The organism is Agrobacterium genomosp. 13 str. CFBP 6927 (assembly GCA_900012615.1).
Lineage (GTDB): Bacteria > Pseudomonadota > Alphaproteobacteria > Rhizobiales > Rhizobiaceae > Agrobacterium.
This window is the reverse complement of the sequence record LT009757.1, coordinates 839,416-862,336: the sequence shown is the minus strand read 5'-3', so window position 1 is coordinate 862,336 and position 22,921 is coordinate 839,416. Positions and strand designations below refer to the sequence as shown.

General features: G+C 59.3%; 22 protein-coding genes and 1 other RNA gene. 13 read left to right on the top strand and 10 right to left on the bottom strand.

All coding sequences use genetic code 11. The features are described 5' to 3' along the window. Position 1 precedes the first annotated feature (1 nt). Together AGR13A_RS18325 and AGR13A_RS18320 are read left to right on the top strand one after the other, a co-directional pair. Positions 2–1,033 carry a peptidoglycan -binding protein gene (locus AGR13A_RS18325; RefSeq protein ID WP_080838377.1) on the top strand — a complete coding sequence of 344 codons (1,032 nt, stop codon included), beginning with the start codon at positions 2–4 and terminating at the stop codon, positions 1,031–1,033. 88 nt (positions 1,034–1,121) lie between these two features. Next, the gene (locus tag AGR13A_RS18320) at positions 1,122–2,768 is read left to right on the top strand and encodes an FAD-binding dehydrogenase (RefSeq protein ID WP_080838374.1); all 1,647 of its coding nucleotides are present in this window, start codon (positions 1,122–1,124) and stop codon (positions 2,766–2,768) included. On the opposite strand, the gene AGR13A_RS18315 is transcribed toward AGR13A_RS18320, so the two are convergent. Beyond that, positions 2,769–4,568, bottom strand: coding sequence for an ABC transporter transmembrane domain-containing protein (locus AGR13A_RS18315; protein WP_080838368.1), 1,800 nt, complete (start codon positions 4,566–4,568; stop codon positions 2,769–2,771). Positions 4,569–4,829: 261 nt separating this feature from the next. Between AGR13A_RS18315 and rpmE the strand changes: the two genes are divergently transcribed. After that, positions 4,830–5,051 carry a 50S ribosomal protein L31 gene (gene rpmE, locus AGR13A_RS18310; protein ID WP_003497640.1) on the top strand — a complete coding sequence of 74 codons (222 nt, stop codon included), beginning with the start codon at positions 4,830–4,832 and terminating at the stop codon, positions 5,049–5,051. Between the two features lie 153 nt (positions 5,052–5,204). On the opposite strand, the gene rcdA is transcribed toward rpmE, so the two are convergent. From rcdA to AGR13A_RS18295, 3 genes are all read right to left on the bottom strand, one after another. Next, positions 5,205–5,720, bottom strand: a complete 516-nt coding sequence (gene rcdA / locus AGR13A_RS18305) for a protease adaptor protein RcdA (RefSeq protein WP_035222191.1) — start codon at positions 5,718–5,720, stop codon at positions 5,205–5,207. A 399-nt stretch (positions 5,721–6,119) separates the two neighbouring features. Next, complete coding sequence (locus AGR13A_RS18300; protein ID WP_080838363.1) at positions 6,120–6,314, bottom strand: DUF1192 domain-containing protein; 195 nt, start codon at positions 6,312–6,314, stop codon at positions 6,120–6,122. Then, positions 6,311–7,600: an MFS transporter gene (locus AGR13A_RS18295; protein ID WP_035222196.1), complete on the bottom strand. Its 1,290-nt coding sequence runs from the start codon at positions 7,598–7,600 to the stop codon at positions 6,311–6,313. The genes AGR13A_RS18300 and AGR13A_RS18295 overlap by 4 nt, the downstream gene beginning before the upstream one ends. 136 nt (positions 7,601–7,736) lie before the next feature. On the opposite strand from AGR13A_RS18295, the gene AGR13A_RS25020 reads away from it, so the two are divergent. After that, positions 7,737–7,892, top strand: a complete 156-nt coding sequence (locus AGR13A_RS25020) for a hypothetical protein (RefSeq protein ID WP_167377588.1) — start codon at positions 7,737–7,739, stop codon at positions 7,890–7,892. 57 nt (positions 7,893–7,949) lie between these two features. Here the strand turns inward: AGR13A_RS25020 and AGR13A_RS18290 are convergent, their stop codons facing one another. The 3 genes from AGR13A_RS18290 to AGR13A_RS18280 form a co-directional block, all read right to left on the bottom strand. Beyond that, on the bottom strand, positions 7,950–8,975 hold the full coding sequence (locus tag AGR13A_RS18290; RefSeq protein ID WP_003523197.1) for a class I fructose-bisphosphate aldolase: 1,026 nt from the start codon (positions 8,973–8,975) through the stop codon (positions 7,950–7,952). Between the two features lie 191 nt (positions 8,976–9,166). Further along, complete coding sequence (locus tag AGR13A_RS18285; RefSeq protein WP_080838360.1) at positions 9,167–10,369, bottom strand: phosphoglycerate kinase; 1,203 nt, start codon at positions 10,367–10,369, stop codon at positions 9,167–9,169. A gap of 67 nt (positions 10,370–10,436) precedes the next feature. Then, entirely contained in the window at positions 10,437–12,302 is a 1,866-nt protein-coding gene (locus AGR13A_RS18280) for a potassium/proton antiporter (RefSeq protein WP_080840303.1), read from the bottom strand. A gap of 399 nt (positions 12,303–12,701) precedes the next feature. Between AGR13A_RS18280 and AGR13A_RS18270 the strand changes: the two genes are divergently transcribed. Continuing rightward, entirely contained in the window at positions 12,702–12,971 is a 270-nt protein-coding gene (locus AGR13A_RS18270; protein WP_035222201.1) for a hypothetical protein, read from the top strand. Between the two features lie 190 nt (positions 12,972–13,161). Here the strand turns inward: AGR13A_RS18270 and gap are convergent, their stop codons facing one another. Then, positions 13,162–14,172 (bottom strand): type I glyceraldehyde-3-phosphate dehydrogenase, encoded by a 1,011-nt coding sequence (gene gap, locus AGR13A_RS18265; RefSeq protein WP_080838357.1) that lies wholly within the window; start codon positions 14,170–14,172, stop codon positions 13,162–13,164. 62 nt (positions 14,173–14,234) lie between these two features. Then, positions 14,235–16,217, bottom strand: coding sequence for a transketolase (gene tkt / locus AGR13A_RS18260; RefSeq protein WP_080838355.1), 1,983 nt, complete (start codon positions 16,215–16,217; stop codon positions 14,235–14,237). 324 nt (positions 16,218–16,541) lie between these two features. On the opposite strand from tkt, the gene AGR13A_RS18255 reads away from it, so the two are divergent. The 7 genes from AGR13A_RS18255 to AGR13A_RS18220 all read left to right on the top strand — a co-directional run bounded on the left by AGR13A_RS18255 (position 16,542) and on the right by AGR13A_RS18220 (position 21,418). Beyond that, positions 16,542–16,814 (top strand): DUF4164 domain-containing protein, encoded by a 273-nt coding sequence (locus tag AGR13A_RS18255; protein WP_035222205.1) that lies wholly within the window; start codon positions 16,542–16,544, stop codon positions 16,812–16,814. Between the two features lie 10 nt (positions 16,815–16,824). Then, the gene (locus AGR13A_RS18250) at positions 16,825–17,202 is read left to right on the top strand and encodes a cell division protein ZapA (RefSeq protein ID WP_080838351.1); all 378 of its coding nucleotides are present in this window, start codon (positions 16,825–16,827) and stop codon (positions 17,200–17,202) included. 79 nt (positions 17,203–17,281) lie between these two features. Next, positions 17,282–17,440: non-coding RNA, 6S RNA (gene ssrS, locus AGR13A_RS18245), on the top strand. A gap of 228 nt (positions 17,441–17,668) precedes the next feature. Further along, positions 17,669–18,931 carry a hemolysin family protein gene (locus AGR13A_RS18235; protein WP_167377635.1) on the top strand — a complete coding sequence of 421 codons (1,263 nt, stop codon included), beginning with the start codon at positions 17,669–17,671 and terminating at the stop codon, positions 18,929–18,931. Continuing rightward, positions 18,931–19,548, top strand: a complete 618-nt coding sequence (locus AGR13A_RS18230) for a 5-formyltetrahydrofolate cyclo-ligase (protein WP_080838345.1) — start codon at positions 18,931–18,933, stop codon at positions 19,546–19,548. The genes AGR13A_RS18235 and AGR13A_RS18230 overlap by 1 nt, the downstream gene beginning before the upstream one ends. Positions 19,549–19,618: 70 nt before the next feature. After that, positions 19,619–20,443, top strand: coding sequence for a TIGR00282 family metallophosphoesterase (locus tag AGR13A_RS18225; RefSeq protein WP_003497598.1), 825 nt, complete (start codon positions 19,619–19,621; stop codon positions 20,441–20,443). Between the two features lie 117 nt (positions 20,444–20,560). Next, complete coding sequence (locus tag AGR13A_RS18220) at positions 20,561–21,418, top strand: MBL fold metallo-hydrolase (RefSeq protein WP_139786095.1); 858 nt, start codon at positions 20,561–20,563, stop codon at positions 21,416–21,418. Positions 21,419–21,451: 33 nt separating this feature from the next. Here AGR13A_RS18220 and AGR13A_RS18215 read toward each other — a convergent pair whose 3' ends face one another. Then, on the bottom strand, positions 21,452–21,955 hold the full coding sequence (locus AGR13A_RS18215; protein ID WP_035222217.1) for a pyridoxamine 5'-phosphate oxidase family protein: 504 nt from the start codon (positions 21,953–21,955) through the stop codon (positions 21,452–21,454). Between the two features lie 199 nt (positions 21,956–22,154). Here AGR13A_RS18215 and AGR13A_RS18205 point away from each other — a divergent pair, with 199 nt between their 5' ends. After that, positions 22,155–22,901 (top strand): YebC/PmpR family DNA-binding transcriptional regulator, encoded by a 747-nt coding sequence (locus AGR13A_RS18205; protein WP_080838339.1) that lies wholly within the window; start codon positions 22,155–22,157, stop codon positions 22,899–22,901. Positions 22,902–22,921 lie beyond the last annotated feature (20 nt).

Sequence of the window (22,921 nt, the reverse complement as noted above, 5' to 3'; positions counted from 1 at the left end):
CATGGCGCTTGCGCGCAACCGCCGCCGCGACAGGGGTGTGGATTATTGGCCGGGTTTCGTCGATGCGCTTTCGACGCTGCTCATGGCCATCATGTTTCTGCTCACGGTTTTCGTGCTGGCGCAATTCGTGCTGTCGCGGGAAATCACCGGCAAGGACGAGGTGCTGACGCGCCTCAATAGCCAGATAGCGGAACTGACCGAACTTCTGGCCATGGAAAAGGGCAACAAGCAGGATATCGAGGACGCACTGGCGAGCCTGCAATCCACACTTGCGGCGTCCGAAAGCGAGCGCTCGCGCCTGCAGTCGCTTCTTGATGCGGGATCGGGCAACAATGCAAGCGCCAATGCCCGGATCGGTAGCCTCACCGGCGAACTGGACGACCAGAAGCAGGCAAATTCCCGTGCCTCCGCCCAGATCGAATTGCTCAACCAGCAGATTGCGGCACTCAGGGCGCAGATCGCTTCGGTGGAGGCTGCGCTTCAGGCTTCGGAAGCCAAGGATGCCTCGTCTCAGGTCAAAATCGCCGATCTCGGCCGTCGCCTCAATGTGGCGTTGGCGCAGAGGGTGCAGGAACTGAACCGTTATCGGTCTGATTTCTTCGGGCGTCTGCGCGAAATCCTCTCGGATCGCGAAAATATCCGTATCGTCGGCGACCGTTTCGTCTTCCAGTCCGAAGTGCTGTTTCCTTCCGGTGGCAACGAGCTTAATCCGGAAGGGCAGGCGGAGATGGAGAAGCTGGCGACAGCTTTGATCGATCTTGCCAAGGAAATCCCGGCGGAGATCAACTGGGTCCTGCGCGTTGACGGCCATACCGACAATGTCCAGCTTTCCGGCTCCGGCCGTTACCGCGACAATTGGGAACTTTCCTCAGCCCGCGCCACCTCGGTGGTGAAATTCCTTATCTCCAAGGGCGTTCCGTCAAACCGCCTGGTTGCCGCCGGGTTCGGCGAATATCAGCCGATTGCAGAAGGCGACACGCCGGAAGCGCGTCAGCAGAACCGCCGTATCGAACTGAAGCTCACCGAGCGCTAAGACAAGAGCCGCATCTTGGCGGTTGCCTTGTGACGCGAGGGAATTTACGTTCGCGTAAAAGTAATTCCGTCATATCTGGGAGGGGCTGATGGAACGATATGATGTGATTGTCGTCGGTGCGGGGCTTGCCGGGCTGGTCGCTGCCACCGAGGCTGTCGAGCGTGGTCTCAGCGTTTGCCTTGTGGATCAGGAAGGAGAGCAGAACCTTGGCGGGCAGGCTTTCTGGTCGCTCGGTGGGCTGTTTTTCATCGATAGTCCCGAGCAGCGCCTGATGCGGGTGCGCGACAGTCTTGATCTGGCGAGGCAGGATTGGTTTGGTTCGGCCGGTTTCGATCGCTCAGAAGATCATTGGCCGCAACGGTGGGCGGAAGCATACCTCAATTTCGCTGCCGGCGAGAAACGTGAATGGCTGCATCGGCTGGGCATGCGCTGGTTTCCGGTGGTTGGCTGGGCCGAGCGTGGCGGCGCCCTTGCCCATGGCCACGGCAATTCCGTGCCGCGTTTCCACGTTACATGGGGCACGGGTCCCGGCGTGCTGGCGCCTTTTGCTGAAAGGGCGAAAACCATGGCGGCAGACGGCCGCCTTACCCTTCGGTTTCGTTATCGCGTCGATCGGCTGGATATCACTGACGGCCGGGTGACTGGCATTTCCGGCGCTGTTCTTGCAACGGATCCGGTGTTGCGCGGACAGCAGAGCAGCCGGGACGTGGTGGGGGATTTCACCATTGCAGCCTCGGCCGTCATCGTCAGTTCCGGCGGCATCGGCGGCAATCAGGAACTGGTGCGGCGTAACTGGCCGGTGGAGCGGCTGGGTAAACCTCCCGCGAACATGGTCTGCGGCGTACCCGCCCATGTGGATGGTCGGATGATCGCAATTTCGGAGAAGGCGGGCGGAACGGTCATCAATCGCGACCGGATGTGGCACTATACCGAGGGCGTGAGAAACCATGATCCGATCTGGCCGGGCCACGGTATCCGCATCCTGCCCGGCCCTTCGTCCTTCTGGTGTGATGCGGATGGAAACCGGCTCACAGCGCCCGCCATGCCGGGCTTCGATACGCTCGGCACGCTTAAAATGCTGGGCGAGCGCGGCAGCGGCCATAGCTGGTTCATCTTGACCAAGGCGATCATCAAGAAAGAGTTTGCGCTTTCAGGCTCGGAGCAAAATCCTGATCTGACGAATAAAGATGTGCGGCTGCTCCTCAAACGTCTGGGCAAAGAGCCGCCCGGGCCGGTAAGGGCTTTCATGGAGCGTGGTGAGGATTTTGCTGTCCGCGACACGCTGGAAGAACTTGTACCGGCGATGAATGCAATCAGCGGCGATAAGCGATTGGATATTGGCCATCTTCGCCACCAGATAGAGGCGCGCGACCGTGAGATCGAAAACGGTTTCTGCAAGGACGCGCAGGTGACGGCAATCCATGGCGCACGTCGTTATCTCGGCGATAGGCTGATGCGCACTGCAAAACCACATCGGCTGCTCGATCCCGCGATGGGACCCTTAATCGCCGTGCGCCTGCATGTGCTGACGCGCAAGACGCTGGGCGGCCTGCATACCGACCTTGAGGCGCGGGTGCTGGATGGTGCCGGTGCGCCGGTGCCGGGTCTTTATGCCGCCGGTGAGGTGGCGGGTTTCGGTGGCGGCGGCATGCACGGCTATAATGCGCTTGAGGGCACATTCCTTGGTGGTTGCCTGTTTTCAGGCCGTGTTGCAGGGCGCAAAGTGCTGGCGTGATTAAGCCTGGGCGCGCAACTCGTCCGGCCCCGTCTGAAATTGCAGCCGAGCAAGTTTTGCGTAGAGGCCGTTCTGGCGAATGAGGCTCTGGTGCGTGCCTTCCTCGATGACGCGGCCCTCATCCATCACCAGAATGCGGTCGGCCTTCAGCACGGTGGCAAGACGGTGGGCAATGACGATGGTGGTGCGGGTCTTCATCAGCTCATCCAGAGCCTTCTGCACCAGCATTTCGCTTTCCGCATCGAGCGCTGAGGTCGCCTCGTCGAGCAGCAAAATCGGCGCATTGCGCAGGATCGCGCGGGCAATTGCAATGCGTTGGCGCTGGCCGCCGGAAAGCGTAACGCCGCGTTCACCCACCTGCGTATCATAACCATCGGTCAGTCGCGCGATGAAACTGTCCGCCTGTGCGGCGGTCGCGGCCGCACGGACCTCCTCGCGTGTCACATCCGGCCGGCCGAAGGCGATGTTATCGTGGATGGAGGAGGCGAATATCGCCACGTCCTGCGGAACGATGGAAAGGCGCGCGCGCAGGTCCGCCAGGCTGACATCGCGGATATCCGTGCCATCAACCGTGATGCGGCCTTTTTGCGGATCGTAAAACCGCATCAGTAGCGAGAAGACCGTGCTCTTGCCCGCGCCGGATGGGCCGACAATGGCAACGGTTTCGCCGGCGTTCACCTTGAAGGAGAGGCCGGAGATGATCGGCCGTCCCGTCGCGAGGGGGTAGATGAAATCGACATTCTCAAATGCCGCCTCGCCGCGCGGCGGCTGTATCAGGGCAATGGGCGCCGTCGGTTCGATGACGGGTGAGCGCTCGTCCAGCAGTTCGGAAAGCCGTTCGGCGGCACCGCCCGCCTGCGCCAGTTCCCCCCAGACTTCCGAAAGCTGGCCAAGGCCGCTTGCAGCGATGACTGAATAAAGCACGAATTGGCCGAGCGTGCCGGCGGTCATGCCGCCGGACAGGACGCTCTGTGCGCCATACCAGAGAATGCCGACGACGCTGCCGAAGACCAGCGCAATGGCAACGGCAGTGAGGATGGAGCGTGCACCGATCGCCGCGCGCGCACCCTGATAGGCGGCTTCCACGGAGGCGCCATAACGTGCATTTGCGAGGGTCTCGGCATTAAATGACTGTACCGTGCGGCTCGCCGCAATCGTCTCGGAAGCATAGGCGGCGGAATTGGCCAATGTGTCCTGCGTGGTGCGCGAGCGGGCGCGGACGGAACGTCCGAAGGCGATCAACGGAAACACGATGAAGGGAATGGCAAGCAGCGCAAGGCCGGAGAGGCCGGGGCTGGTATAGATCATCATCGCCACTGCGCCGCAACACATGATGATGTTGCGCAGAGCCACGGAGGCGGATGACCCGAAGGCGGAACGGATCTGCACCGTGTCGGCGGTCAGCCGCGAGGTCAGTTCACCGGATCGATTAGTATCGAAAAACTGCTGCGACAGCGTGGTGAGGTGGGCAAAGACGTCGCGGCGCAGGTCGGCAACAACCCTTTCGCCAATCGTCATGACGTAATAGTAGCGCATGGCGCTGGCAAGCGCGAGGAGGACGGCAATTGCCAGCAGCATGGCGAAATAGCTGTTGATCATGCCACCATCGGGCGTCTGGAAGCCGTGATCGATGATACGGCGGACGGCAAGCGGCAGGGCGAGTGTGGTGGCGGAAGACAGGACAAGTGCGAAAAGGGCAGCCGCCATCAGGCCGCGATAACGCCTGAGATAGGGGAAAAGGCCAAGAAGCGGCTTCAGGCTTCTCTGTTTCGCCGCTTTCTGCGCTTCAATATCTGCCACGTCCTTTATGCTCCTCGTTCCGCGCCGTTTTTCGGTCTTTTGGGGCCGAATTTCCGGCCTGCGGTAAAATTTCTGCCCCTGCGGCCATCTCCTTTCACAAGGGGATAGCAGGCTCTTGTTATCTGGGCGACCTTCATGTATAGGCTCCGCATCGAATTGGGAAGCCATAGCCCATCTGGTCTATGGCTTCATTTATTGAAATGGCTCAGTTGACGCAATTGCGGCAAATGGACCGCACGTCACTTAACCAGGAAGATTGTCATGAAGGCTGATATCCATCCCGATTATCACACGATCAAGGTGGTCATGACCGATGGCACCGAATACGAAACCCGCTCTACCTGGGGTTCGGAAGGCGCCGTCATGAACCTTGAAATCGACCCCAAGTCCCATCCGGCATGGACGGGCGGCAACCAGCAGCTTATGGACCGTGGTGGTCGCGTTTCCAAGTTCAACAAGCGTTTCGGCGGCCTCGGCCTCTGATCCTCTTGCGGACGGATCATTTAAAAAAGCCCGGTTTTTACCGGGCTTTTTTGTTGCCGTTTTGGCAATGGCGGATGTGGGCGTATACGTCAAAATAAAAAAAGCAGGCCGATAAGCCTGCTTTTCAAATTGTCCGGATAAGATCGTCTTTTCTCAGTTGATGGAGAAAGCCGTACGCAGAAGGTTGAGCTGCGCCTGCACGCTGTTTTCGTTGTCCGGCACCTTGGTGGCTTCGGACGGACGATAGATTTCGCGGTCAAGAAGGGCGATACGGTTCTGGAGGCGCAGAGAGCGTTCGATGAGGTCGCGGAAGGATTCCGGCAGATCGTTCCAGCCGGGCGCGTTGCGGTCGACATTGAAGCTGTCGAGACGCACCTTGTTCTTTTCGCTCAGAACCTGATCGCGCGTCATCTCGCCATTATTGACGGCGCGCTGCAGCAGCAGCCAGGAGGCCATCTGCATCAGGCGGGTGGTGAGGCGCATCGATTCCGCCGCATAAAGAACCGAGGCCATGCGCGGCAGAACCTTGGAAGCGACGCGACCGGCGCCATCGAGATAGCTTGCCGTTTCCTCAACCAAGGTCATGCCTTCGGTATAGAGGGTCTTGAACTGGTTGGAAGCAGCCGCGCGCCCCGCAAAGCTTATGGTATTTAAAACCTGTTCCGACATTTCTTTAAATCCCTGCTCACGCACCACACTGTCAGGCAACGACGACCGGGATATTTTGTTCCGGCCTTTAGTGTTTTCAGGATGGTATCTTTACCTGAAATGCGCAAGGCAATTATTAAAGAAGGGTTAATACCCACAGTTTTACGGAATTTGCCGTCTGGCAAAAAAAGAGCCGCGAAAGCGGCTCTCAAGGTAAAACAGGGAGAAAAATCAGACCAATTCGCCGAATGGAGAAGATGCCTGAGGTCCAGAAGAACTGGACATGTATAGTAATCTCTCAGAAAGCTTAATTTTTGGTTAATGGTAAACGAAAGACTGCGCCAGGTTGTTTATTTGCGCACAACCCCGCCGGCCGCATCTTGCCGCCTGTGGGTTCTTTCAAGGCCCTGCCGAGATCGGTCATGAGGACCGAAAGAGATTCTCCGCCGCCAGCCGGCCGGCGGACTTCCTCGTCCGCTCCTCTTCAAGCCGGGTGATTTCCGTTTGCAGGAGGTCGATGCGGCCAGTCAGTTCGTCTACCGAAAGAAGGCTGAGATCGCTGCCGATCTCGTGCGCCACCGGTTTTTGCGGACGGTCATCGTCAAAGAGGCTCATATGCCTGCTCCTTTTTCAACATAGTTGCCATCGTCCCCGGGATATTGCGGCGCGCGCGGATCAAGTGCAATGCTTTCCGGCGTGACGAGTGGGGAGGGCGTCGTCGGCATCATGGTCGAGAAATTGTCTTTTTCGTCGGTCGAAAGGGCGGCACGCTGACGGCTTCTGATAATGGCATAGGCTGTGATCAGCACATGGGCGACGGCTGTTACCAGAAACAGCGCATAGGGACCGAAATAAGTCATGACCGCGCCGCCGAGTGTCGGGCCGATAATGGTGCCGATGCCGTAAAGCAGCAGCAACCCGCCCGAGACCTTCACGAAGTCTTCCGAGGCGGCATAGTCGTTGGCATGCGCCACGGCGATGGGATAGAGCGCGTTGGCGGCGGCGCCGTACACGGCGATCATGGCAATCAGCACATAGACATCATGGGGTTGCACCGCCGCAACGGCAAGGCCCGCGACCGCGCCGAGCCCGGCCAACCCCGCCAGGACGTAACGGCGGTCTATCCGGTCCGACAGGCGGCCCGCCGGAAACTGCGCCAGCGCGCCGACGAAAATCGTGACGGAGACCATGATGGCGATCATGGTCGGGTCGAGACCGGCTCGTGCGCCAAAGACAGCGCCAAGCGTACCATAAGCACCGTTGGCAATGCCGATCATCAGAATGCCGACGAAAGAGACCGGTGAATTGCGATAGAGCGCCGGTAAATCCAGACTGACCTTCTGCAGGGGCTGAGGGCTGGCCGCCTTCGAGAGTGTGGCCGGCAGAATGGCGATGCAGTAAATGATGCCGCAGATCATGAATAGCGAGGTATTGCTGATGTCGCCCATCGGCACGATCATTTGCCCGGCCACGACGCCAAGCAGCGTGATGGCGATATAGAGCGAAAAGATCATGCCGCGGCTCTCATTGGTCGCACGCTCGTTCAGCCAGCTTTCGATGATCATCGAGGTGCCGGCCGTGCAGAAGCCGGTCAGTGCTCGCAGGGCAATCCACCAGACATCATCGACGATGAGGCCGGTCATCAGCACCGTCAGGCAGATCAGCGCGACGAAGGAGCCAAAGGCCCTGACATGCCCAGCACGGCGCACGATGGCGGGCGCCACGAAGCAGCCGATGACGAAGCCGGCCGCCCAGGAGGTGCCAAGGAAGCCCAGTATTTCATTGGAGTAACCTTCCGCCGAACCGCGAACCGGCAATACGAGGCCCTGAAGGCCGTTGCCGAGAAAAAGAAACAGAGTGCTGGATAAAAGAGCGAATACGGGTAGAAGATTTCTGCTCATGAAGACACTCTCATGCGTTCGGACGGACGGTCGGACAGGTCATAGAACGGGATTACCCGAATGAGTTGCACTCTTCTGGTGAACGGTAAAAATGTCCAGCCTGTGACGATGCAGAAATAAAGAAAAGGCTCAATAAATGACAAAGGCGATCGGCCTTTTTTTACTGCTGGCCATGGTGGTCCAGATCATCCGGCCGCTTGGTCTGCCGGGCCTCAAGAAAAGAGGCGATTGCTGGAAGATTGCGGTTGCCACCTTTGTCATCTGGTCGGTGACGCTGCTTCTGCGTCCGTAACAAAAAAGCCGCCCCATGGGGCGGCTTTTGTTTGGCTGAATGCCTGCGGCGAGGGCCTCAGGCTGCCTTTTCGAGTTCCTGCTTCCAGTTACCCTTGGCGGCGAGGCTGTTCATCGCGGCGCGGTGCGTGAAGGCGCGCTGGCCGGCGGCGACATTTTCCTGCTTGCCGCCCCATGTCTTGAGGGCCGTATCCTGAAGCGCGCGGCCGTAGGAATAGGTCAGCGACCAGGGCAGGTCGTAACCGGCATTCATGGCGGAGAGATGCGCGGTTGCTTCTTCGGAGGACTGGCCACCGGAAAGGAAGGCGATGCCCGGAACGGCGGAAGGCACGGTTGCCTTCAGAACCTTCACGGTCTTTTCCGCCACTTCCTCGACAGAAGCCTTGCGGGCCTTCTTGCCGTCGATGATCATGTTCGGCTTGAGGATCATGCCTTCAAGGTTCACGCGGGCGTCGAACAGGTCTGCGAAGACGGTCTGGAGAACCCACTGCGTGACTTCCGCACAGCGGTCGATGTCATGCGTGCCCGGCTCGCCGTCCATCAGCACTTCCGGCTCCACGATCGGCACGATATCCGCCTGCTGGCAGAGGGCGGCGTAACGGGCGAGCGACTGGGAGTTTGCCTTGATCGAACCCCAGCTCGGACGCTGCTCACCGATGGTGATGACGCCGCGCCACTTGGCGAAACGCGCGCCGGCCTCATGATACTTGCGCAGGCGCTCGTAAAGACCATCGAGGCCTTCGGTGATGAATTCATGCGGGTGGAAAGCCATCGGCTTGGCGCCGATATCCACCTTGATGCCCGGCAGGCTGCCGGCCGCCTTGATGATGTCAACGAAAGGCGTGCCGTCGGCGGCTTTCTGGAACAGGGTCTCTTCGTAAAGGATGACGCCGGAGATGTATTTCTTCATGGCGTCGTCGGAACGGAACAGCATCTCGCGATAATCGCGGCGGGCGGTCTCGGTGGACTCCAGATTGATGCTGTCGAAACGCTTTTTGATCGTTCCCGTGGATTCGTCGGCGGCGAGCAGGCCCTTGCCGTCGGCGACCATTTTGATTGCAATGTCTTCGAGACGTTCGGTCATTTGCTATTCTCCCAAGGCACAATAAATTTCCGATAACAGAAGTTCCAGGGCAGGGAAATGGCACGCTAACTCATTGAAACGATTGAAATGATTTCAATCGTTTGAAACTTTTCCTCCCGGTGCCGCTTACCAAAAAGCAAGGCCGGACAAGCATGGCTTGTCCGGCCTTGTGTCAGGCAAGTAGGATGAGTTTACTTGGCGGCGGTCAGGATGGCAACGCCCGGCAATTCCTTGCCTTCCATCCATTCGAGGAAGGCGCCGCCGGCCGTCGAAACATAGGAGAAATCCTCGGAAACGCCGGCATGATTGAGCGCGGCAACGGTGTCGCCGCCGCCAGCGACGGAGACGAGCTTGCCGGCCTTGGTGCATTCCGCCGCGTGTTTTGCCGCGGCGACAGTCGCCGCGTCGAATGGTTCGATTTCGAAGGCGCCGAGCGGGCCGTTCCAGACCAGCGTTTCGGCGCGGGAAATCCAGGCCTTGATGCTTTCAACCGATTTTGGGCCGACATCGAGAACCATGGCGTCGGCAGGAATGGCGTTGATGTCGACGATTTCATTGGCCGCACCGGCCTTGAATTCGCGGGCGACGACGCCGTCTTCCGGCAGCACGATGGCGCAGCCGGATGTCGCTGCCTCGATCATGATCTGCTTTGCGGTCTCGGCGAGATCATGCTCGCACAGCGATTTGCCGACCTGCGCGCCGCGGGCGGCGAGGAAGGTGTTGGCCATGCCGCCGCCGATGACCAGGGCATCGACCTTTTTAACGAGGTTCATAAGGAGATCGATCTTGCTCGACACCTTGGCGCCGCCGACGATGGCGACAACCGGGCGCACCGGCTGGCCGAGGCCCTGTTCCAGAGCCTCAAGCTCGGCCTGCATGGTGCGGCCGGCATAAGCGGGCAGGTGGCGTGCAAGGCCTTCGGTGGAAGCGTGGGCGCGGTGGGCGGCGGAGAAGGCGTCGTTCACGTAGATATCGCCATTGGCTGCCAGAGCTTCCACGAAGGCCGGATCGTTCTTTTCTTCGCCCTTGTGGAAACGGGTGTTTTCCAGAAGCAGGATATCGCCATCGTTCAGTTTAGCGACTGCATCCGCCGCCGGTGCGCCGATGCAATCGGTCGCGAAGGAAACGGCATGATCCAGCACTTCCTCGACGGCAGGCACGATCTGGGAAAGCGACATGTCGGCCACCGGTTCGCCCTTCGGACGGCCGAAATGGGCAAGCAGAATGACTTTCGCGCCCTTGGAGGACAGTTCCAGAATGGTCGGCGCAACGCGTTCGATACGGGTTGCGTCCGTTACCTTGCCATCTGCGACCGGCACGTTGAGATCAACGCGGACGAGAACGCGCTTTCCGGCAATGTCGTTAAGGTCGTCGAGGGTCTTGAAAGCGGGCATAGGTCGATCCTGATTTGTTGCGAGTTCGGCACGGACCATACTATGCCTGAATGCCGACGCAAGCCGGTCAGGCCTCATTTTCTCTCACTGTATTCGCAGCGGCGGGGGTGCTTTCTTCAACGCTGGCGGCGCGCGGCTGGCGCTTCTCTGCCAGATGGTTGCGTATACGGTTGAGGATTTCCGAAAAGCTGATGAAGATCGGCAGGCTGGTCGCCGGTTCCACCGGTTCGAGGGAGATGCCCACACCCGTTATCGCCTCGTGCTCGTCCAGTGTGCGAACGATCAGCACGATGGAGCCGAGGCGCACGCGGTCGGCATAATCGGCCTTTCCGGCAAGACGCGCCTCGATGAGTTCGGCAACGCTCATCGCCTGTTCGGCGGGCGAAAGCAGGCCGGGGCCATAGGCTGCGTCCAGCTCCTTTGCCGGGCGGGCGGGCGAGATCGCGAAAGTGCCGAAGAAATCGGCGTCGTCATCGGCAACCGGCAGGGCGCTGGCGAACAGCCGGTCGATCAATCGAGAATAGCCGGGCGCGATGAAGAGATAGACGAGATCGTTCTCGCGCAGCCGTCCGGCATATTGGTAGCGGATCGATTTGCCGTCGCGCACCACCAGCGAAGGCATGGCCCAGCGCGGAATACGCTCGCCCTGCATGATGGCGCTGCCTTTCGCGACCCGGTAGGAGATCAGCTCATGATTGGCGGTACCGGGCAGGTCGACTTCCAGCTTGTCCACCTCGCCCATGCGCGGCGGCACGATCAGTCCGAGTTTCGTCGCTACCGGCTTGATGGTCCAGCCCTGCACCAGCAGCGACACCAGCACGATGATGAAGGCGGCGTTGAAATAGATTTGCGCATCATCAAGCCCGCCGAGAATGGGCATGATGGCGAGCAGGATGGAAACCGCGCCGCGCAGGCCCACCCAGGCCACGAAGGAGGTTTCCTGCTGGGTATAGTTGAAGGGCATGAGACTCAGCCACACCGCAAGCGGACGGGCGACGAAGATCAGGAACAGCGCGAGCAGCACGGCCGGAATGGCGATTGCCGGAAATTGCGACGGGGTGGCGAGCAGGCCGAGCATCAGGAACATGATGATCTGGGCAAGCCAGGTCAGGCCCTCATGGAAACGGCGAATGGTTTCCTTGGCGAAGATTCGGCGGTTGCCGGCAACAATGCCTGCCACATAGACCGCCAGAAAACCGCTGCCGCCAATTGTGCCGGTGAAGGAGAAGACCAGCAGCGCCAGCGCCAGCACGAAGATCGGCGCCAGCCCGCGGTCGGCGGCGAACCGGTTGACGACGGTGGCGATCATGACACCGCCGAGCAGGCCGAAGATCACGCCAAGGCCCATCTGCTCAATGAAAAGCAGCAGAAAGCCGCTGTCGATGCCGGCCAGCCCCTGGCCCTTTGCGATGATTTCAACCAGGGCGATGGTAAGGAAGATCGCCATTGGATCGTTGGTACCGGATTCGACTTCCAGCGTCGAACGCACCTGATCGCGGATATGGATGCCGCCGATGCGCAGCAGGAAGAACACGGCCGCCGCATCGGTGGAAGCGACTATGGCGCCAAGCAGCAGGCCCTCAAGCCATGAAAGCCCGAGCAGCAGGGCCGCCGCGCCGGCAAAGAAGACGGATGTGAGGATGACGCCGACTGTAGCGAGAGCGACGGCGGGTGCTGCGGAAAGTCTGAAGGACTGGATGGACGTGCCGAACCCGGAATCGAAGAGGATGACGGCAAGCACGAGCGAGCCAAGCATATAGGCCAGGGGATTGTTGGTGAATTCGATGCCGAGGCCATCCACACCAGCCCCAAGGCCGATCATCAGGAAAAGCAGAAGGAGGGGCGCGCCGAACCGGAAGGCGATGAGGCTGGAAAAGGCGGCGACGAGAACCAGAACAGTTGCCACCAGCAACAGAAGATAAAATGACTCCACGTCCACCGCCTCATTCAAACCGCGTTGATAGACCGCAACCCGTGGCGCAATGAATGCTCTGCGCGTGCAGTCAATGCGCCACGGGTTGCGGTCTGTCAGCGCTGTTTCTGCTGGCGTTGAAAGGTGACGCAAGGCGGGGTGTATCGAATGATACGGCAGGGCCGAAGTGCATTGCGCACGACCGTTATCCCTGTTCTTCTTGTCCGTTTCAAAATGGACCAGACAAAGGCAGGAAATGGGATTTTTTTCGGCGTATGGCCTAAAAGATCCAAGGCGCGCAGCGCGAAATATGCCCCGCCGAAACAATTCAGGCGCCGGGGTTTCGACGTAACATAGAGACAATGCAGCGGCGTTATTTCTCTCGTCCGAATTGCTTTTCAACATTACCGGAGCGGTCGGATGAAGCGGATAAATATTACTGGATTTATTATGGTGTTGGTGGCGGGCTCGATAGTTTCGGGTTGCTCAAGCACGGAACAGACGGCCGAAAACATGGCTGCTCAACGCGAGCGTTGTCGCGTCTTTGGCTACCCTGAAGGTTCTCGGGATTTTGCCGACTGCATGATGAAGCTTTCCATGCAGCAAAGTGATTTGCGGCAACAGACGTTCGATACGATCTGGAGCAGTGCCGGGAATTCCGGCCCGGTCATTATCAACAACAGAAAATGACGGATGCGCGTGCACCGTACTGGTTGAGTGACGGCCGCATCGTTTCTCCGCCGGTGATTGTTTCGATCCGAAGCGCCCCGCCTTGCTTCTGGATCGATGCCGGCGGGATCCCTCATTCCCGCCGGCATTTTTCAGGCAAACAAAAACCGGCAGGATCGCTCCTGCCGGTTTTTACGAAAGTGATATTTGCTTAGATGGTCTTCGCGAAGGCGACGGCCGTATCCGACATGCGGTTGGAGAAGCCCCACTCATTGTCGTACCAGGACAGGACGCGCACGAACTTGCCTTCCATGACCTTGGTCTGGTCGATCGCGAAGATCGAGGAATGGCTGTCATGGTTGAAGTCGCGGGAAACCAGCGGCTCTTCGGTATAGCCGAGAATGCCCTTCAGCTTGCCGTTGGAAGCGGACTTGATCGCTTCGTTGATTTCCTCAACCGTCGTGTCGCGCTTGGCGATGAACTTGAAGTCGACAACCGAAACGTTCGGGGTCGGAACGCGGATCGACGTGCCGTCCAGCTTGCCCTTGAGGTGCGGCAGAACGAGGCCAACGGCCTTGGCTGCACCCGTCGAGGTCGGGATCATGGACAGGGCTGCGGCGCGGGCGCGGTACAGATCCTTGTGCATGGTGTCCAGCGTCGGCTGGTCGCCCGTGTAGGAGTGGATCGTGGTCATGAAACCATGGTCGATGCCAACGACGTCATCGAGAACTTTCACGACCGGCACGAGGCAGTTGGTGGTGCAGGATGCGTTGGAAATGACCAGATGGTCCTTGGTCAGCTGGTCGTCATTGACGCCGAAAACGACGGTGAGATCAGCGCCGTCAGCCGGAGCAGACACGATGACGCGCTTTGCGCCGGCGGTCAGGTGTGCAGCAGCCTTGTCGCGGGCGGTGAAGATGCCCGTGCATTCGAGCGCGATATCGACGCCGAGTTCCTTGTGCGGCAGCGTTGCCGGATCGCGAACGGCCGTCACCTTGATCGGCTTGCCGCCGCCAACGATGATCGTGTCGCCTTCGACCTTCACCTCGGCCGGGAACTTGCCGTGGATCGAATCGTAGCGCAGCAGGTGCGCGTTGGTTTCAACCGGGCCGAGGTCGTTGATGGCAACGACTTCGATATCGGTGCGGCCGGATTCGACGATGGCGCGCAGAACATTGCGGCCGATGCGGCCGAAGCCGTTAATGGCAACTTTTACAGTCATTTACAGTCTCCCGATCAAGATATGGGCTTGGTCTTTGCTGGAATGGTGAGGGCTTGGGGCCCTCACGCGAGTTTTGCCTCGACTGCGGCGACAACGGCTTCCGCCGTAATGCCGAAGTGCTTGAAGAGATCCTTCGCCGGTGCGGACGCACCGAAGGAATGCATACCAACGAAAGCGCCGTCGGAGCCGATGAAATAATCCCAGCCCTGGCGGATGGCGGCTTCCACCGCGATTTTCACCGGTGCCTTGCCGATGATGGCATTGCGATAGGTTTCTGGCTGTTCCTTGAAGAGTTCGAAGCAGGGAACGGAGACGACGCGGGCCGAAATGCCGTTGTCCTTCAGCGTTGCAGCGGCTTTCAGTGCCACTTCGACTTCCGAACCGGAGGCGAAGATCGAAACCTTCGCGTCGCTTGCCGATACGAGCTCGTAAGCGCCATAAGCGGAGAGGTTCTTTTCTTCATATTCCTTACGCGAAGGCGCGAGATTCTGACGGGTAAGCGCCAGAGCAGACGGACGATGCTTCTGCTCGAGAGCCAGCTGCCAGCATTCCGCCGTCTCGGTTTCATCCGCGGGACGGAAGACGAGAAGGTTCGGAATGGCGCGAAGGGCGGCGATCTGCTCGACCGGCTGGTGGGTCGGGCCGTCTTCGCCGACGCCGATGGAATCATGCGTCAGAACGTGGACGACGCGGATGCCCATGAGCGCAGCAAGACGGATCGATGGACGGCAATAGTCGGAGAAGATCAGGAAGCCGCCGGCATAGGGGATGAGACCGCCATGCAGGGCGATACCGTTCATCGCCGCTGCCATGCCGTGCTCGCGGATCCCGTAATGCAGGTAACGGCCGGAGAAGTCGCTCGGCGTGATGGACTTCATCTGGCTGGTCTTGGTGTTGTTGGACGGCGTCAGGTCAGCCGAACCGCCAATCATTTCCGGCAGGACGCCGTTGATGACTTCAAGCGAGTCTTCCGAAGCCTTGCGGGTGGCGACGGTCGGATTGTTCTCGATGATCTTCTTCTTGAAGGCATCGATGGAGCTGTCGAAGTTGCCTGGCAGGTCGCCGGCGAAGCGGCGCTTGAACTCGGCCTTCTTGCCGGCTTCAGCGGCTTCGAGGCGGGCTTCCCAGTCCTGACGGGTCTTGGTGGAGCGCAGGCCGGCGAGACGCCATGCATCCAGCACGTCTTCCGGAATGACGAAAGCTTCGGCTTCCCAGTTGAGGCTCTTGCGCGCAGCGGCGATTTCTTCGGCGCCGAGCGGGTTGCCGTGAACCTTGTGGGTGCCCTGCTTGTTGGGCGCGCCAAAGCCGATCACGGTCTTGCAAGCGATGAAGGTCGGGCGGTCGGATTTCTGCGCGGCTTCGATGGCGGCGGCAATCGCGTCCGGATCGTGGCCGTCGACGCGGATCGTGTTCCAGTGAACGGCGTTGAAGCGGGCGATCTGGTCGGTGCTGTCGGAAAGACCCACTTCACCGTCGATGGTGATGTTGTTGTCATCCCAGAACAGAACGAGCTTGTTGAGCTTCAGATGGCCGGCAAGCGCGATGGCTTCGTGGCTGATGCCTTCCATGAGGCAGCCGTCACCGCACAGAACATAGGTGAAGTGGCTCTGCAGGTCGGAGCCGAATTCCTCTTCCAGCTTGCGTTCGGCGATTGCCATGCCGACGGCGTTGGCGATGCCCTGGCCGAGCGGACCGGTGGTCGTCTCGATGCCGGTCGCGTGGCCATATTCCGGATGGCCGGCGGTCTTGGACCCGAATTGACGGAAGCGCTTGATCTCGTCGATCGTCATATCCTCGTAGCCCGTCAAATAGAGCAGCGAGTAAAGAAGCATCGAACCATGGCCCGCCGACAGCACGAAGCGGTCACGATCCGCCCAAAGCGGCGCCTTGGGATCGAATTTCAGGTAACGGGTGAAGAGAACGGTGGCGACATCAGCGGCGCCCATCGGCAGACCGGGATGGCCGGAATTGGCCTTCTCCACTGCATCCATGGCAAGAAAGCGGATCGCATTTGCCATCCGGTTGTGTTTGTCGCGAGAAATCATGGCTTTTCCGTCTGTTTCCGGGTGAAAGGAGATAGTTTTACGCAACTATCCAAAAAGCGGGTTGATCCATAGCAGGTGAGGCAGGCAAGTCAATAAATCCACGGGCGTTTGCGGTTCTGTCGAAGATAAAAATCGTTTAGAAAATTGGGTGTCCGGACAAAATCTGCGCGATATGTGCCGAGGCTTCCTCGTTCATCCACAGAGCAAAATGCCTCAATGCACTGGTTTGATTGACTGGATGATAAATCGGGTAATAACCTCGTGATTGTTGAAAAGGCCTGAAACCGGACGATTCGGCCGGTTGCTTGCAAGTTGGAAAAAACGATGTCGGCTGAGAAGACCGTACAATCTGCGCTGACGGAGCTGAGTGCTGCCATCACAAATCTCGAAAATGCCATCGATATGCGTATCGAACGGCAAAGGGAGACGGGCGAGATCGATAACGAAGTCAAGCGGGTCCATGTCGACCGCGCAAGGCTTGCGCATGAGCTTGATCAGGCCGAATTTCGCGCCAACCGTCTTGAGGAAGTCAACCGCGAGGTTTCCCGCCGTCTGGTGACGGCGATGGAGACGATCCGCGCGGTGCTGGATCGATAGGAGCGGTTTCATGGCGCAAGTTACTGTTATGATCGACGGCAAGGCCTATCGCATGGCGTGCGAAGCGGGACAGGAAGACCACCTGACCGATCTTGCCACCCGCTTCGACCGTTACGTCGGACATCTCAAGAGCCAGTTCGGCGAAATCGGCGATCTCAGGCTCACCGTCATGGCGGGTATCATGGTGATGGACGAGCTTTCCGAGATCAATCGCAAGCTCGAAAAACTGGAGGGCGAAGTCACCTCCCTTTCCCGCAACCGCGACGGCATGGCTGAGCACAAGGCGAAATCGGACGAGATGGTGGCTGTTGCCATTGGCGATCTGGCCGACCGCCTGAACGGCATTACGGAAAAATTGCTGGCGCGGCCGAAGTCTGCGGCGCATTGATCACTTGGGAAGCTTTGCGCCGGCAAAATTTCGCTGCCGGCCCTCTGGTGGTTTTGTTCGATACGTCTTATATCTGTAGCGCGTTCTGCGCTTCCCGACAGGAACCACAATCCCTGGGGCCATACTCGATCCAAAGGGAGCTGTCCCTGGCCAGTCCCGTGGGGCTGGACACACGGTGCCCACCTACTTTTGTAGGCACCCAGGATCGTAAATCTCCATCGGTCGCCGTGGATCGCGCTTGAAGTTCCGGGTTAACCCCGGCTCTTCCCTGACCCTGATATAGTCGACAGTTATTTTCATTGCTGCCGGGCTCGGCTTTTTTATCCCGCCATCATTGCATTGGCGGAACAATTCCCTATTATCCGGATTGGTATGTCTGTCATGCCCTTTTACAGAAAGGGCGCTGCGGCCAAAACCGCGACGTGCCGTTCAACAGCCCAAAGAGCTAAACTTGTTTACTGAAATTATGATCGTGGTTCTGCTCACCGTATTGAACGGTGTGCTTGCCATGTCCGAGCTTGCCGTTGTCTCCTCCAGACCGGCGAGGCTCAAGGTGCTTGCCTCCCAGGGCAGCAAGGGCGCCACAATGGCGCTCAGCCTTTCCGAAAATCCCGGACGCTTCCTTTCCACGGTGCAGATCGGCATCACGCTGGTCGGCGTCCTTTCCGGTGCTTTTTCCGGCGCCACGCTCGGCGCCCGTTTCACGGCCTGGCTTCTGGAACAGGGCATTCCCGACCGCGCCGCCGATGCGCTTGGCGTCGGTTCGGTGGTTGTCGCCATCACCTATCTGTCGCTGATCGTCGGCGAGCTTGTGCCCAAGCAGATCGCGTTGCGCGATCCGGAAAAGGTGGCCGCCCGCGTCGCGCCCACCATGATGCTGCTTTCGAGGATCGGTGCGCCTCTGGTGTGGCTGCTCGACAAATCCGGTAAGACCGTTCTCGCCCTTCTCGGCCATAGCGGCGAGTCCAATGCATCGGTAACCGACGATGAAATTCGCACGGTTCTGGCAGAGGCCCACAGCGCCGGCGTGATCGAGACCGAGGAATCGGCGATGATCACCAGCGTCATGCGCCTTGCCGACCGTAACGCGCGCGGCCTGATGACGCCGCGCCGCGATGTGGAAGTGGTCGATATCGAAGACAGCGCGGAGGAAATCCGCGTGCAGCTTCGCGAGACGCAGCGGTCGCGTCTGCCCGTGCGCAACGGCGCCTCGGATGAGATTCTGGGCGTGCTTTTCGCCAAGGACGCTTTTGATGCGCTGGCATCCGGAAAAGAACTGAATGTCCGCGAACTTCTGCGTGAAGTTCCTGTGGTCTCGGATCTGACGAGCGCCGTGGATGTCATTCAGTCGCTGCGCCGTTCCACCGTGCATATGGTGCTGGTATACGACGAATACGGTCACTTCGAAGGTATCGTCAGTTCCGGCGACGTTCTGGAGGCTATCACCGGTGCCTTCCAGGAAGACAATGACGAGGAGCCTGCCATGGTCGAGCGCGAGGACGGTTCGTTCCTCGTTGCCGGCTGGATGCCGGCCGATGAGTTTGCCTATCGCATGGGCTTTCAGATCGACGAGGATGCGGAGTTCGAAACCGTTGCCGGTCTGGTTCTGGACGAGTTCCGTCGCCTGCCGGAACTGGGCGAACATGTCACCCGCAACGGCTGGCGTTTCGAGGTTATCGATCTCGACGGACACCGTATCGACAAGGTGCTTGTGAGCCGGGCCGCCTGATGTCCGGCGACATTGCCGAAAAAGCGAGACTGCGCGGCGAAAGGCTTGCCGCGCGCGACGCCCTGACACCGGCCGAGCGGCAGCAGAAGAGCCAGTCTATAACGGCTCACGGTGCCTCCGGCATTCCGTTTACACCGGGCACCGTGATTTCCGGCTTCATGCCGATCCGCTCCGAGGTCGATACCCGATCGCTTATGGAAGCGTTGCGGACAAGGGGCGGGCGTCTCGTTCTCCCCGTTGTGCTGGACCGAGAAACCATCGTCTTTCGTGCCTTCGAGGCGGACACGCCACTGGTGAAGACCGGCTTCGGCACGACCGGCCCGGGGGAGGATGCGGCGGTTCTCGATCCGGATATTCTACTCGTGCCGCTGTCTGTTTTTGACGGGCAGGGCCAGCGGATCGGTTATGGCGCGGGACACTATGACCGCGCCATTGCGAGATTGCATGGCAAGGGTCGGCTTCCCATTCTCATCGGCGTCGCCTTTGACTGTCAGGAAGTGCCGTCGGTGCCGGCAGAGCCCCACGATGTGCCGCTTCATGCTGTTCTGACGGAGAGCGGTCTGCGCTGGTTTTCCGGCCAGCCGTTGATGCCAGATAATGGGCAAACGGCGCTTTAGCACTTTTTAAAAGACGGATTACCCGCTAGAGGGACGAAATCCAAAGAACATACGCAAAACGGGGCGGTGAATGAGACTTCTTTTTCTCGGAGACATGGTTGGCAAGACCGGACGCACGGCGGTCTGGGACAGGCTGCCGGGGCTGATTTCCGATCTGAAGCTTGATTTCGTCATCGTCAACGGTGAAAACGCCGCCGGCGGTTTCGGCATCACCGAGGATATCTATCTCGAAACCATCAATGCCGGCGCCGATGTGGTGACGACAGGCAATCATGTCTGGGATCAGAAAGAGGCGGTCTCCTTCTGCGAGCGCCACGATCAGTTCCTGCGGCCCGCCAATTATCCCGATGGCACACCGGGCAAGGGCTCCGGCATCTTTTATGCCCGCAACGGCGCGCGTGTGCTCGTCGCCAACATTATGGGCCGCGTGTTCATGCATCCGGAACTGGACGATCCCTTCAAGTCGGCGGAAAACATTCTCGCTGCCTGCCCGCTGAAAGAGCAGGCTGACGCCATCATTTTCGACTTCCATGCCGAGGCGACCAGCGAAAAACAGTGTTTCGGCCATTTCGTCGATGGGCGTGCAAGCTTCGTTGTCGGCACTCATACCCATGTTCCGACCGCCGACGCGCAGATATTGAACGGCGGAACCGCCTATATGTCGGATGCCGGCATGTGCGGCGATTATGACAGCTCGCTCGGCATGGAGAAGGAAGAGCCGATCAACCGCTTCATTTCCAAGATGCCGAAGGGCCGCTTCGAGGCGGCCAGTGGGCCTGCGACGATCTGCGGCGTGGGCGTCGAGATATCTGACCGCACCGGCCTTGCGGAAAAGATCGCACCGCTGCGCATCGGCCCGAGGCTTGCCGAAACCCTCCCGTCCTTCTGGGCTTAACAGGCCCCCTTGCGACGTTCACAATGACGAGATTGTGAGCGTCCCGCCGTTCTTGAAACTGGACGCCCGGCAAAACCTGTCTCATCCTCTCAACCTTCGCAAGTTCAGGGGAGTGGCATGATGCTGCGTGTGCTTATGCTTGCAATAACGGGTCTGCTCACCTGTGCGGGAGCGACCTTTGCCCAAACGGAAAGCCGCCCTCCGGTCAGCCAGTGCCAGGCGATCGCCCGCAACATACCCGGCGTCATGTTCGCGAGCTTCGAACCGCCCCTCAATCGGCCAAGTGTCCAGCTGGCACAGGCGACGCCAAAGGAAGAGGTGAAGATCAGCTTCATCGGCCATTCCACCTATCTCATCGAAAGCCCCGGCGGCGTGACGATCGCCACCGATTATAACGGCGTTTATCGTCCGCCCGTCACGCCGACTGTGGTGACGATGAACCGGGCTCATTCGACGCATTTCACCCTTAATCCCGACCCGGCCATTCAATATGTATTGCATGGCTGGAGCGATACGCCGGGGGAAAAGGCCGAACACAAGGTTCTCGTGGACGATGTCTATATCCGCAATGTCGCGACCGACATCCGCAATCGATGGGGTGACTACGAATCCTTCCAGGAAAACGGCAATTCCATCTTCATCTTCGAGGTCGCGGGGCTGTGCATTGGTCATCTCGGCCATCTGCATCATGAGTTGACGGATACGCACTATGCCGAGATAGGCCGTCTGGATGTACTGATGGTGCCTGTTGATGGCGGGCTGACGATGGGCGCCGACAGCATGAGCCGCGTGGTCAAGCGCCTGCGTTCCGCGCTGATCTTGCCGATGCACCGCACCGGCGCGCCGCTGGAGCAGTTTCTGACGATGTTTGGTGCAAGTTTCCGGATTGCCTATGCGAGCGATCCGATCATCCGGGTCTCAATGAGAAATCTTCCCCGCCAGCCGCAGATACTGGTGCCAAAAGGCATGCAATAGAGGGGCCGGCGAGGAAGGCGGGGGAGCCCGTTATCAGGCGAAGGCGAGGTGCTGGCGCACGCCGACATCGGGTGTCTTGTCGTCGGACATATTGGCCTTGGCGATTTCCCAGCCGAATTTAAGCGTGCTGTCGGTCGAGGCCCAGATTTCGGCATCGTCAACGTGAAGCGCCAGCATCGTCAATTGCGGATCGGATTTTCCGTGTTCGTACCAGGCGGCAGTAACGGAATTCCAGTATTCCTCGATCTTTGCCTTGTCGTCACGCGCCTCAAGCACGCCCGAAAGGCAGGCGTGATAATCATGGTCCTTTCCGACGAGGCAAAAATGCGCCCGTGAACCCGGCTTCAGCGTTTTGACCAGATCGGTATCCTTCTTGGAGAAAAACCATATCGTGTTGGTCTTGGGGTCGGCGTGCGGTGCCATGGGCTGCATATGATTGTGCAGGCCCTCGAGGCCGAGCATGCCGGCATGGACCGAATTGACCTCGTCCCAGAGCTGGCGGGCAGGGGCTTCTCTTGCTTCAGTCAGGCTGACCATGTGCTTCCTCCTTCAGGTTCGCTGCGGCAACCGGGAGGGCAAAAATGCCCCGCTCTTCCGCTTTCATGAACAAAACGAAAAGCGGATAAATCAGTTCCTTATATTCTTGCGGGCAAGAGAAAGCGCTTGCGGGCTTGAACGATGGGCCTATCGCACTTATAAGGCCCGCAATCTCCAAATTACGACAATCAGGTTTTCCATGGCTGGTCATTCACAGTTCAAGAACATCATGCACCGCAAGGGCAAGCAGGACTCCGTACGGTCCAAAATGTTTTCCAAGCTTGCGCGTGAAATCACCGTTGCGGCAAAGACGGGCATGCCCGACCCGAACATGAACCCGCGTCTGCGTCTGGCAATCCAGAACGCCAAGGCCCAGTCCATGCCGAAAGACAATATCGAGCGTGCCATCAAGAAGGCCTCCGGCGCAGACGGAGAAAACTACGATGAAGTCCGTTACGAGGGCTATGGCCCGGGCGGCGTCGCCGTCATCGTCGAGGCCCTGACCGACAATCGTAACCGTACCGCTTCCAACGTGCGCTCCATCTTCACCAAGGCTGGCGGCGCTCTCGGCGAAACCGGTTCCGTATCCTTCTCCTTCGACCGTGTCGGCGAAATCGCCTACAAGCCGGAAGTCGGCGATGCCGACAAGGTCATGGAAGCGGCTATCGAGGCGGGTGCCGACGATGTCGAGACCACCGAAGATGGCCACACCATCATCTGCGGTTTCGAAGCGATGAACGAGGTTTCCAAGGCGCTGGAAGGCGTGCTGGGTGAAGCCGAAAGCGTCAAGGCCATCTGGAAGTCGCAGAACACGGTGCCGGTGGATGAGGAAAAGGCGCAGTCGCTGATGAAGCTCATCGACAATCTCGAAGACGATGACGACGTGCAGAACGTCTATTCCAACTTCGAGGTTTCCGAAGAAATCCTCGCCAAGCTTTCCGCCTGACATTTCATATCTTCTAAAAA

Bases quoted from the DNA above. Each gene is read 5' to 3' on its own strand.
- AGR13A_RS18230 (WP_080838345.1), top strand. From the start codon at position 18,931: ATGTCCGGCGACATTGCCGAAAAAGCGAGACTGCGCGGCGAAAGGCTT.
- AGR13A_RS18255 (WP_035222205.1), top strand. From the start codon at position 16,542: ATGTCGGCTGAGAAGACCGTACAATCTGCGCTGACGGAGCTGAGTGCT.
- rpmE (WP_003497640.1), top strand. From the start codon at position 4,830: ATGAAGGCTGATATCCATCCCGATTATCACACGATCAAGGTGGTCATG.
- AGR13A_RS18215 (WP_035222217.1), bottom strand. From the start codon at position 21,955: ATGGTCAGCCTGACTGAAGCAAGAGAAGCCCCTGCCCGCCAGCTCTGG.
- AGR13A_RS18285 (WP_080838360.1), bottom strand. From the start codon at position 10,369: ATGCCCGCTTTCAAGACCCTCGACGACCTTAACGACATTGCCGGAAAG.
- AGR13A_RS18320 (WP_080838374.1), top strand. From the start codon at position 1,122: ATGGAACGATATGATGTGATTGTCGTCGGTGCGGGGCTTGCCGGGCTG.
- rcdA (WP_035222191.1), bottom strand. From the start codon at position 5,720: ATGTCGGAACAGGTTTTAAATACCATAAGCTTTGCGGGGCGCGCGGCT.
- AGR13A_RS18225 (WP_003497598.1), top strand. From the start codon at position 19,619: ATGAGACTTCTTTTTCTCGGAGACATGGTTGGCAAGACCGGACGCACG.
- AGR13A_RS18295 (WP_035222196.1), bottom strand. From the start codon at position 7,600: ATGAGCAGAAATCTTCTACCCGTATTCGCTCTTTTATCCAGCACTCTG.
- gap (WP_080838357.1), bottom strand. From the start codon at position 14,172: ATGACTGTAAAAGTTGCCATTAACGGCTTCGGCCGCATCGGCCGCAAT.
- AGR13A_RS18325 (WP_080838377.1), top strand. From the start codon at position 2: ATGGCGCTTGCGCGCAACCGCCGCCGCGACAGGGGTGTGGATTATTGG.
- AGR13A_RS18300 (WP_080838363.1), bottom strand. From the start codon at position 6,314: ATGAGCCTCTTTGACGATGACCGTCCGCAAAAACCGGTGGCGCACGAG.
- tkt (WP_080838355.1), bottom strand. From the start codon at position 16,217: ATGATTTCTCGCGACAAACACAACCGGATGGCAAATGCGATCCGCTTT.
- AGR13A_RS18220 (WP_139786095.1), top strand. From the start codon at position 20,561: ATGATGCTGCGTGTGCTTATGCTTGCAATAACGGGTCTGCTCACCTGT.
- AGR13A_RS18235 (WP_167377635.1), top strand. From the start codon at position 17,669: ATGATCGTGGTTCTGCTCACCGTATTGAACGGTGTGCTTGCCATGTCC.
- AGR13A_RS18270 (WP_035222201.1), top strand. From the start codon at position 12,702: ATGAAGCGGATAAATATTACTGGATTTATTATGGTGTTGGTGGCGGGC.
- AGR13A_RS25020 (WP_167377588.1), top strand. From the start codon at position 7,737: ATGACAAAGGCGATCGGCCTTTTTTTACTGCTGGCCATGGTGGTCCAG.
- AGR13A_RS18290 (WP_003523197.1), bottom strand. From the start codon at position 8,975: ATGACCGAACGTCTCGAAGACATTGCAATCAAAATGGTCGCCGACGGC.
- AGR13A_RS18205 (WP_080838339.1), top strand. From the start codon at position 22,155: ATGGCTGGTCATTCACAGTTCAAGAACATCATGCACCGCAAGGGCAAG.
- AGR13A_RS18250 (WP_080838351.1), top strand. From the start codon at position 16,825: ATGGCGCAAGTTACTGTTATGATCGACGGCAAGGCCTATCGCATGGCG.